Below are 9,042 nucleotides of genomic sequence, written 5' to 3' on the forward strand. Positions count from 1 at the left end.
GACTGAACGCACGGTAATGTCCAACGAGGAAGAGGAGCAAAGCAAGCGATGCGTGACCTGACTCTGCCGCGCGGCTGGCGCGTGGCACTTCTGCTACCGGCACTGGCGGTCTTTCTGGCCTTCTGGCTTTTGCCGATGGCCGCACTTGTGCAGGTAAGCGGCGACGGTCACGCGTTCGAGACCTATCGCGCCATTCTCACCAATGCGCGTTATCTCGATAGCCTGTGGCAAACCGTGGTGCTGTCGGCCCTTGTCACACTGGCTACTCTGGCGTTGTCGCTTGTGGCGGGCCTCTTCCTCACCCGTCATGACTTTCCGGGCAAATCGGCACTCGTGTCGATGTTGACCCTGCCGTTGGCGTTCCCCGGCGTGGTGGTCGGTTTCATGGTCATCATGCTCGCGGGACGTCAGGGTCTGATCGGCGATCTGACGTCGAAACTCATCGGCCACAAGGTCGTGTTCGCGTACTCGCTCACGGGCCTGTTTCTCGGTTATCTGTATTTCTCGATTCCGCGTGTGATTCTGGCCGTGATGGCCGCCGCGGAATCGCTCGATCATTCGCTCACGGAAGCGGCGTCGTCGCTGGGCGCAGGGCCCTTCGCGATTGCCCGCGACGTGACGCTGCCCGCGCTCGCCCCCGCGCTGATCGCCTCGGGCGCGATGTGCTTCGCGACCTCGGTCGGCGCGTTCGGCACGGCCTTCACGCTTGCCACCGACATCGACGTGCTGCCAATGACCATCTACACCGAGTTCACGCTCAACGCCAACGTGGCGACGGCGGCGGCCCTTTCGGTGATTCTCGGCATCGTCACGTGGGCAGTGCTGATGCTTGCCCGCAATTTCACTGGGCAGGCTGTCGCCGCCGGAGGTTGATCCGCATGCTCAAGAAAACCCTTTTCACGCTGCAACTGCTGCTCACGCTGCTGATGTGCGCGTTCTTGCTGATACCGGTGGGGATGTCGATTCTCGCCGGGCTGTCGGTGAACTATTTCCGTGGCCCGTCGGCCGGTCTCACGTTCAAGTGGGTGATTCAGGTCTGGCAGGACTATCACGACGCAATTCTGAATTCGTTGTACGTCGGCGTCGCCACATTGGTGCTGGTCGCGCTGCTCGGCGTGCCCGCCGGTTACGTGCTCGCCCGCTGGCAGAGCCGTTTCGCGCGCTGGATCGAAGAACTGCTCACGTTGCCCATCGCGCTGCCCGGACTGGCGAGCGCGCTGGCGCTCATCAGCGTGTACGGCGGCATGCGCGGCTTTCGCGAAAGTCTGGCATTCATCGTCGTGGGGCACGTGATCTTCACGCTGCCGTTCATGGTGCGTGCGGTGGCGGCGGCCTGCGCCGACTCGCGCATCAAGATGATGGAGGAGGGCGCAGCGAGTCTCGGCGCGAGCTTCCTGCGACGTTTCATGACGGTGGTGCTGCCTAACATCCGCGGCGAAATCGTGGCGGCGGCGCTGATCGTCGTGACGCTCTCGCTCGGCGAATTCAACCTCACGTGGATGCTGCACACGCCCGACACCAAGACCCTCCCGGTGGGGCTGGCGGACGCCTACGCGTCGCTGCGTCTTGAGATCGGCAGCGCATACACGGCAGTGTTTTTCGTGCTGATCGTGCCGCTGCTCATCGTCATGCAGATGACGGCCCAACGGGCAAAGGTCCGCAATTCTCGCGGGCGCACCTGATTACGGATATGACGATGAAACTGACTTCCATCCCCATTCATCTCGAACGCTGTGCCAAGACGTTTCACGGCAACACCGTCCTGCAGCCGCTCGATCTGACGATCGGTGCGGGCGAGACGCTGGTGCTGCTCGGCCCGTCTGGGTGCGGCAAGACCACGACCCTGCGCATGATCGCCGGGCTTGAGCGCCCCGACGCCGGCGGACGCGTTCGCTTCGGCGACGAAGACGTCACGCGCCTGCCTATCGAGAAGCGTCGCGTTGGCATGGTCTTTCAGAATTACGCCCTGTTCCCGAACTTCACCGTACGCGGCAATGTGGCGTACGGTCTCAAGTTGCGCGGTCTGCCCTCGGCGCAGATCAACAAGCGTGTGGACGAGTTGCTTGATCTGGTGCATCTCACGCCCTACGCAGACCGCGCGATCGCACAGCTCTCCGGCGGTCAGAAGCAGCGCGTCGCACTGGCGCGCGCGCTCGCACCGGAGCCGCGTGTGCTGTTGCTCGACGAACCGCTCACTGCCCTCGATGCCAAGCTGCGCGAGACGGTGCGCGCGGACATGGACCGTCTGCTGCGCGGGCTGGGCGTGACGACGGTGTACGTGACACACGATCAGGACGAAGCGATGGCGCTCGGCGACCGCATCGTGGTGATGAGCGCGGGCCGTATCGAACAGATTGGCGCGCCGCGCGACATCTATTACCAACCGGCGTCGCGTCACGTGGCGAACTTCGTCGGCACGCTCAATCGTCTGGCCGGTGTGTGGCGTGACGGGCACTTCCATCTGGAAGGCGGTCGCGTCGAATGCCCGAACGTGCGTGCCGATGTGCAGGAGTTGTACTTCCGCCCCGAGGACGCCATGGTCGTGCCCGCTGGCGACGCCCCGCTGACCGGGCAGGTCGAAGAGGTGCAGTTCCTCGGCGACCGCACGCGTCTGACGCTCAGTGGCGTGTCCACGGCCGGTGCGGTGCTCGTCGAAGTTTCCAGCCGTCGCGAGTGCCGCGTCGGCGATAAGGTGGGCCTGTCGCTGCCCGCCGCCCATGTCTTTTCGCTTCACGGATAAACCGCTCATGCTGTTCGCGCAAATCAGCGACCTTCACATCAAACGCCCCGGCAAGCTGGCCTATCGCCGCGTCGATACCGCCGCTTATCTTGAGCGTTGCGTGGCACGTCTCAATACGCTTACGCCGCGTCCCGACTTCGTCGTGCTGACGGGCGATCTCGTCGACTTCGGCGCGCGCGAGGAATACGAGCATCTGCGCCGTTTGCTCACGCCGCTGGAAATCCCGTACTACCTCGTCATCGGCAATCACGACGGACGCGACGCGCTGCGCGAAGTGTTCCCCGAGCACACATATCTCGGCAAACCGGGCGACTTCGTGCAATACACGGCCATGTTCGGGCCGTTGCGGCTCGTGGCGCTCGATACGCAGGATCCGCCCAATGGCGGCGGGAAGTTGTGCGACGAGCGTCTGGAATGGCTCGAAGCGACGCTCGCGAGCGATACGCAAACGCCGACGGTCGTCGCCATGCACCATCCGCCGTTCTCGTGCGGCATCGAGCATATGGACGTTCAGGCGCTCGACGCTGCCGATGCGGTGAAGCTGGCCGCGATCGTGCGCCGCTTCGACAACGTGGAGCGTGTGATTTGCGGTCACGTGCATCGTCCGATTCACACGCGCTTTGCGGGCACCGTAGCAAGCGTGTGTCCGTCGCCTGCGCATCAGGTTGCGCTCGATCTGCGCGAAGGCGGACCGTCCGCGTGGGTGCTGGATCCGCCGTCGTTCCAGTTGCATCGATTCACGCCGCAGACGGGACTCGTCTCGCATCTCGCATTTGTCGATGACGCAGGCGGTTCGCATCCGTTCTATGACGCGGCGGGTAAGTTGATCGACTGAGCAGGTTGCGGCAGCGATGTCGCGCTAAATACCCTCATGCAAAAGGCTCCCTCGGGAGCCTTTTGCGTTGCGGGTGTGACAAACGTTTGCGAAGGATTACAGCAGGTGATCCAGAGCGTCCGGCCCGAAGACTTCGCGGCGCATGCGTCCTGCGGGCACACCGGCGTCGCGCAGGGCACGCCATTGCGTCTGCATGAAGGCGGACGGGCCGCACATCAGGTAGTCGGCGTCGGCAGGCAGCGAGAGACGCGAGAGGTCCATGCGTCCGGCATGCGTGTAATCGACGTCTTCACGGTCCGTGCTCAACGGCACTTCAAGGAACGTGACGGTGCGCAGATTCGGCAACTGCGTCTTGGCGAACGCCAGATGACGGCGCAGCGCCACGTGCGAGCCGTTGCGACCGGCGTGGGCAAACAGCACTTCGCGACGCGAGCCCTTGGCGGCCAGCGCTGCGACCATCGACATCATCGGCGTGATCCCCACGCCGGCGCTGAGCAGCACGAGCGGACGGGCGGAATCTTGGGGCAGCGTGAACTCGCCGTAGGCCGGACCGACCAGAATGCGATCGCCTGCCTTGACGTTCGCGTGCAACCAGTTCGAGACCATCCCTTCGGGCTTCGATGCATTGGCTTCTTCGCGCTTGACGGTGATGCGCCAATGCGGGGCTTCGGGGGCGTCCGAGAGGCTGTACTGGCGGCGCTGTTGCAGGCCGTCCGGCAGCGTGACGGCGACGCTAACGTACTGGCCCGGTGCGAACTCGCCCGGCGAGCCGCCTTCCGGCGTGCGCAGGTAGTACGACACGACGTGTTCGGTTTCGCGGTCGACGTCGGCCACGACCAATTCGCGCAGTGCGCCCAGCGGTGCACGCGATTGCTCGGACAGTCGCGCTTCGGCCGCGATCAGTTCGCCCGCGAGCAGCCAGTAGGCTTCGTCCCAGGCGGCGATGAGTTCAGGCGTCGCAGCGTCGCCCAGCACGGCCTTGATGGCGGCGAGCAGATAACGTCCGACGATCGGGTAGTGCGCCGGCGTAATGCCGACAGAGACGTGCTTGTGAACGATGCGCTCAAGCACGGGGGCGAGGGCCGCCGCATTGTCGATGTTCGCAGCGTATGCAAAGACGGCGGAGGCGAGCGACTGCTGTTGTGCACCGCTTGCCTGATTACCCATGTTGAAGAGATTGCGCAACTCAGGATGCGCTTCGAACATGCTCGCGTAGAAGTGGCGCGTGATCGCAAGACCGTGTTCGCGCAAGACCGGAACGCTTGCGTCGATGTAGGGGCGGGATGCGGCGGAAAGCATGGCAAGACTCCTGAATTTATAAGATGCAAATTAAATGCATCTTTTTGGTCGTACTTGTGGGTGTTTCATCGATACCGTGGACGCTCACGCTCTGGGGCGTCCACGGTGCGGCATTCGGTCGCCGGTCCCCGGGGCTCACATCATGGACAACTCGCACAACTCGACAACAACTTTCAGGGGGCCGGCGGAGTGATTATAAGATGCAAATTAAATGCATGTTATATGGCTGCGGCGGAATGTCGCAACGGGTCGGCTGGCGCAGCTTGCTGTGAGGGCAGTTGTTGTCCCAGACGAGGTGCACGGCGGCGCTCGACGATTTGCACCGCGCGCTTGCGTGTCTGATCGATGAAGAAGAAGCCTGCGCGCACGAAGCGAACCCGTTCGGACGAAAGCGCGGTGAGCGCTGTGTTGCCCGCGTTGTTGGGCCGGGTCGGATCGCCGCCGTAGCGCAATGCCGTGTTGAGCAGGTAATCGGCGTAGATGGCATCGCGTGGATGGTGCGTCGTCGCGGCAAGGAAGTGCATGATCGAGTTGCCTTCGTACACGGGTGCGTTGCAGTCGGGATGAAGGGCGAGTAGTACCTCGGCTGCACCGCAAAAGCCCCGCGACGCGAGCCAAATCACCGGCGGTGTGCCGTCTGCATGCTGCTGGGTCAGATCCATGCCGCGTTGCTGGAGCCGCGCGGCCAGCGCAAACAGCGCCTCGTGCGCGAGCAAGGGGTCTTGACCGGCATCGCACAACCGCTTCGCTTCGTGCATCATCGCGGCGCTGGCGGCGGTCACGTTCTCCGTCGTCTCGTTGCCGGGTAGCGTGTCTGGGTTGGTAATGACGTGCACGGCGCGCTCGCGTGCCTGCTTCACCATCTTCTGCGTCAAACGAAGGTAACTCACAAGACTGTCCGGCAAGAGCGAGACGGGGGTGATGCCCGCGTCGTTGGTTCGATCAGGATCGCCGCCGTAGCGCACGGCGAGGATGAACAGAAAATAGGCGGAGAACGAGTAGGGCCGCAACCGTGTGGTGGCCGCGAGCTGATGCATGAGCGTGTTGCCGTCACGGCCGACCTCCGCCGTGCTGCAGGCGGCACCCAGCGAGAGCAAAACGTCGGCCGCTGCGCAGTAGCCGTTGAACGCCAATAGCACAACGGGAGGTGAACCCGTGAGCGCCGGTTGTGTGAGATCAGCACCGTGCGATACGAGCATCTTTCCCAGACGAAAGAGCGAATCGTGTGCCACGAGCAGGTCACAACCGTTCAGATGCAGACGCTCGGCTTCGGCGGCCATCGCCGTGGCAATGAGCGGCACGCCGTTCGCTGTCGCCTGATTGACGTCTGCACCGAGGTCCAATAGAGATGGCAACCATTCCACGGCAACGTGACCGCACAAATGGGTCAGCGGCAGATGAACGTCTCCTGCGACCTCGGACACCGGGACGTTGTTGGTCTTGTCGCGACCGCACGCAATCAGCACGCGCAACGCATTGGAAACGGTCGGCGACGGGAGTGTGGGGAATTCGTTGGCCATGAGTGCGTCAACGAACACCGTAGGGTAGGCGGACGGCTCCGCTGCGTAACGGAGCCAGAGTTGCAGGCCCATGTCGCTTAGCAACAGATCGGCGTTATCCGGCTCGAGGTCGTCGCGTGCTGACCGGTTAATGAAGACACCGGCATTTTCAAGATCGCTCAGGGTTCTGTGCTGCACCGGTGTGCAAAACAGCGTGGACATCGAGAAGACCAGTCCCCCGGGATTTTCCGGTCTCGCTAAGGAACAACTGTCGTGGAGTTCTCGGCCGGCGGCCGTCGCAGGGCTCATCAAGATGTCCCACACTTGGCGCGATGTACAACGCGCCTCGCGCTGCGCGCGCAGGAGTGCTTCGAGCGTGAGGCCGTCCGGCAAGGCAACACTGTCGCTCACGGAACCTAGATGCGTCGCTGGCGATATCGAGTGGGGCGTGACTGAGGGTATGGGCATGTCGGGCGAGAAGGTCAGCTAAGGGCTCTGATGCGACGAAAGGCGGCTGTGCGGACGGTCGTGAGGAATGCGTCGTCGACTTGCGGGCCGAGCAATGTGGGTTCGGGCAAGCATGAGCGGGCCGTGTGTCCCGCTGTGTTCGGCACATCCAGATTGCCGCCGTGGTGGAGGGCTAGGATCAGGACGTAATGAGCGAGCCTGGCGTTTTCCGTATGCGCTGGGGACTCGCGCATGTGAATGGCATGCGCCAGGTGATGCATCAATGTGTTGCCATGCTGGTCGATCGCATTTGGACTGGCTCCGCTCGCGAGCAGCGCTTCGGCCGCACCACACAGCCCGTGAAACGCGAGCAGCGCGACAGCGGGCACGCCGCGCCCGTTCGGTTGTGTCAGATCGGCGCCGTGCCGTTTGAGCAGTTCGGCGAGTTGTCGAAGTGAGGTGTGCGCGCACATGAAGTCTCGCCCGGCGTGGTGCAGCCGGATCGCTTCGGCACGCATGGCGTTCACAATCAGCGGCACGCCCCGTTGGCTCATCTGATGCGGGCAGCCGCCGAGTTCGAGCACGCGACGCAACCAGTGCGGCGCGACCTGACTGCACAGATGAGAGAGCGGATTGATGGGGGGGAGGTCGGACGGATTCGACGGCGTGGCGGCGGTGCGATCGCGTCCGCAGGCTACGAGAATCCGCAGAATCTTGGCAATACGCGTCCGGTCGTGCATGGACGTCGCGCCGAAGATGTCTGAGCCGTCGAACACCCTGAAGTAAGCCGTCGGTGTCGCGGCGTATTGCAGCCAGAGGAGCAGTCCTTCGTTACTGCGTAGCAGGGCCGCGTCTTCGGGGCGCAGATATCCGGCACGCGCCGGAATGAGGAAGACGCCCGCGTCCGTGAGTCGGTCCACTGTGCGCTCCGATTCGGGCATGGTCAGCAGCGTCACCATTTCGAGAAACAGCGGACCGTTCGGCGACGCAGCTTCGCAAGCGCTACGCAACTCGCGCCCCGCACAACTCTGCGGATCGACGAGCATGTTCCAGATGTCCTGTGTGCGGTATAGCGAGCCACGTCGCACGTCGAGCAGGTCGACCAGCGACGTGGCCGACAGATGACGGCCTTCGGGCTGCGGATGAGAGGCGGTGACGCTGTCGCGCGTACTGTGGGAGTAGGTGCTGTGCGCACTGGTAGTGATGGGCGGGGTACCGGGCATGGTCGTTGGGCGCGTGGCGTGAAGAACCGCATGGTCGCGCACACGCCGGGCGCTGGTTTTGGCATTCGCCCCGTCGGGTTCTCCAAGACGGACATGCCGACGCGGTGCGAATGCCGCACTACAATGCGGTATTCATGAATCATCGCCACGCATTTGTATGACGGAGAAAAACATTCCAGACGCCGCGTCCGCCACGAACCCGTTGCAGACGCAGGACAACGAGGCCGTGATTGCGGCGACGCGCCACTGGCTCACGCGCGCCGTGATCGGCCTGAACCTTTGCCCCTTTGCGAAGGCGGTGCACGTCAAGGATCAGATCCGGTATGTCGTGAGCGCCGCGCGCGATATGGAGGGCGTGCTGCTCGATCTGGAGAGGGAGTTGCAGTGGCTGGCGCAGGCCGACCCGCAAGCGGTCGATACGACGCTGCTGATCGTGCCGGACGCGTTGCTCGACTTCCACGAGTACAACGACGCATTGTTCTTTGCCGAGCGGATGCTCAAGCAGTTGCAGCTCGAAGGCGCACTACAGATCGCGAGTTTCCATCCGGACTATCAATTCGAAGGCACCGATCCGGACGACGCCGAGAACTTCACGAACCGCTCGCCGTATCCGATACTGCATTTACTGCGCGAAGCGAGCATCGACCGCGCGGTGGAAGCCTTCCCGGAAGCGGAAACGATTTACGAACGTAACGAGGCGCTGATGCGCAAGATGGGTGTCGCGGGCTACCACGAATGGATGGCGCAACCCGCCGAAGACGAAGACGGTGCGAACGACAATGCCATCGATGCTGACGAAGGTAACGCCGCAAAGTGATGAGGACTGCGGAGAGGGGGAGGATTCGATTCCTCTCTCCGGTATTAGCGATACGCCGAAAAACAAAAAAGCCGCGCGACATAATCGGGCGGCTTTTCTGTTGACTGTGACCCGTCCTGAAATAGGTTGTCACTTTTTCGATGCATTGAAGGAGTGGCAAATGGAGCAAGGGTTTAAGCGGA

Annotated in this window: 9 protein-coding genes; 6 read left to right on the forward strand and 3 right to left on the reverse strand. The window is 63.0% G+C overall.

The annotated features are described in order from the left end of the window. Positions 1-48: 48 nt before the first annotated feature. From PCO31010_RS21790 to PCO31010_RS21805, 4 genes are read left to right on the forward strand one after another with little or no spacing between them, the layout of a single operon-like run. Positions 49-873, forward strand: coding sequence for an ABC transporter permease (locus PCO31010_RS21790; protein WP_039397005.1), 825 nt, complete (start codon positions 49-51; stop codon positions 871-873). 5 nt (positions 874-878) lie between these two features. After that, a complete protein-coding gene (locus PCO31010_RS21795) occupies positions 879-1,682 on the forward strand; it encodes an ABC transporter permease (protein WP_039402597.1) in 804 nt (267 codons plus the stop codon). 14 nt (positions 1,683-1,696) lie between these two features. After that, the gene (locus PCO31010_RS21800; protein WP_150666107.1) at positions 1,697-2,740 is read left to right on the forward strand and encodes an ABC transporter ATP-binding protein; all 1,044 of its coding nucleotides are present in this window, start codon (positions 1,697-1,699) and stop codon (positions 2,738-2,740) included. A gap of 7 nt (positions 2,741-2,747) precedes the next feature. After that, positions 2,748-3,575, forward strand: a complete 828-nt coding sequence (locus PCO31010_RS21805) for a phosphodiesterase (RefSeq protein WP_150666108.1) — start codon at positions 2,748-2,750, stop codon at positions 3,573-3,575. A 96-nt stretch (positions 3,576-3,671) separates the two neighbouring features. Here the strand turns inward: PCO31010_RS21805 and PCO31010_RS21810 are convergent, their stop codons facing one another. From PCO31010_RS21810 to PCO31010_RS21820, 3 genes are all read right to left on the reverse strand, one after another. Continuing rightward, a complete protein-coding gene (locus PCO31010_RS21810; protein ID WP_150666109.1) occupies positions 3,672-4,874 on the reverse strand; it encodes a globin domain-containing protein in 1,203 nt (400 codons plus the stop codon). 218 nt (positions 4,875-5,092) lie between these two features. Then, positions 5,093-6,595: an ankyrin repeat domain-containing protein gene (locus PCO31010_RS21815; protein ID WP_150666110.1), complete on the reverse strand. Its 1,503-nt coding sequence runs from the start codon at positions 6,593-6,595 to the stop codon at positions 5,093-5,095. A gap of 260 nt (positions 6,596-6,855) precedes the next feature. Next, on the reverse strand, positions 6,856-8,043 hold the full coding sequence (locus PCO31010_RS21820) for an ankyrin repeat domain-containing protein (protein ID WP_150666111.1): 1,188 nt from the start codon (positions 8,041-8,043) through the stop codon (positions 6,856-6,858). A 157-nt stretch (positions 8,044-8,200) separates the two neighbouring features. Here PCO31010_RS21820 and PCO31010_RS21825 point away from each other — a divergent pair, with 157 nt between their 5' ends. Together PCO31010_RS21825 and PCO31010_RS26790 are read left to right on the forward strand one after the other, a co-directional pair. After that, a complete protein-coding gene (locus PCO31010_RS21825; protein WP_150666112.1) occupies positions 8,201-8,860 on the forward strand; it encodes a DUF1415 domain-containing protein in 660 nt (219 codons plus the stop codon). Next, the coding region (locus tag PCO31010_RS26790) for a hypothetical protein (protein ID WP_217426187.1) at positions 8,832-9,042 on the forward strand (211 nt) is incomplete at its 3' end. The genes PCO31010_RS21825 and PCO31010_RS26790, both read left to right, overlap by 29 nt.

Origin of the sequence: Pandoraea commovens (assembly GCF_902459615.1) — a bacterium.
GTDB classification, from domain to species: Bacteria; Pseudomonadota; Gammaproteobacteria; order Burkholderiales; family Burkholderiaceae; genus Pandoraea; species Pandoraea commovens.

Coding starts and splice junctions, on each gene's coding strand:
- PCO31010_RS21790 (WP_039397005.1), top strand. CDS start 49: ATGCGTGACCTGACTCTGCCGCGCGGCTGGCGCGTGGCACTTCTGCTA.
- PCO31010_RS21795 (WP_039402597.1), top strand. CDS start 879: ATGCTCAAGAAAACCCTTTTCACGCTGCAACTGCTGCTCACGCTGCTG.
- PCO31010_RS21800 (WP_150666107.1), top strand. CDS start 1,697: ATGAAACTGACTTCCATCCCCATTCATCTCGAACGCTGTGCCAAGACG.
- PCO31010_RS21805 (WP_150666108.1), top strand. CDS start 2,748: ATGCTGTTCGCGCAAATCAGCGACCTTCACATCAAACGCCCCGGCAAG.
- PCO31010_RS21810 (WP_150666109.1), bottom strand. CDS start 4,874: ATGCTTTCCGCCGCATCCCGCCCCTACATCGACGCAAGCGTTCCGGTC.
- PCO31010_RS21815 (WP_150666110.1), bottom strand. CDS start 6,595: ATGTCCACGCTGTTTTGCACACCGGTGCAGCACAGAACCCTGAGCGAT.
- PCO31010_RS21820 (WP_150666111.1), bottom strand. CDS start 8,043: ATGCCCGGTACCCCGCCCATCACTACCAGTGCGCACAGCACCTACTCC.
- PCO31010_RS21825 (WP_150666112.1), top strand. CDS start 8,201: ATGACGGAGAAAAACATTCCAGACGCCGCGTCCGCCACGAACCCGTTG.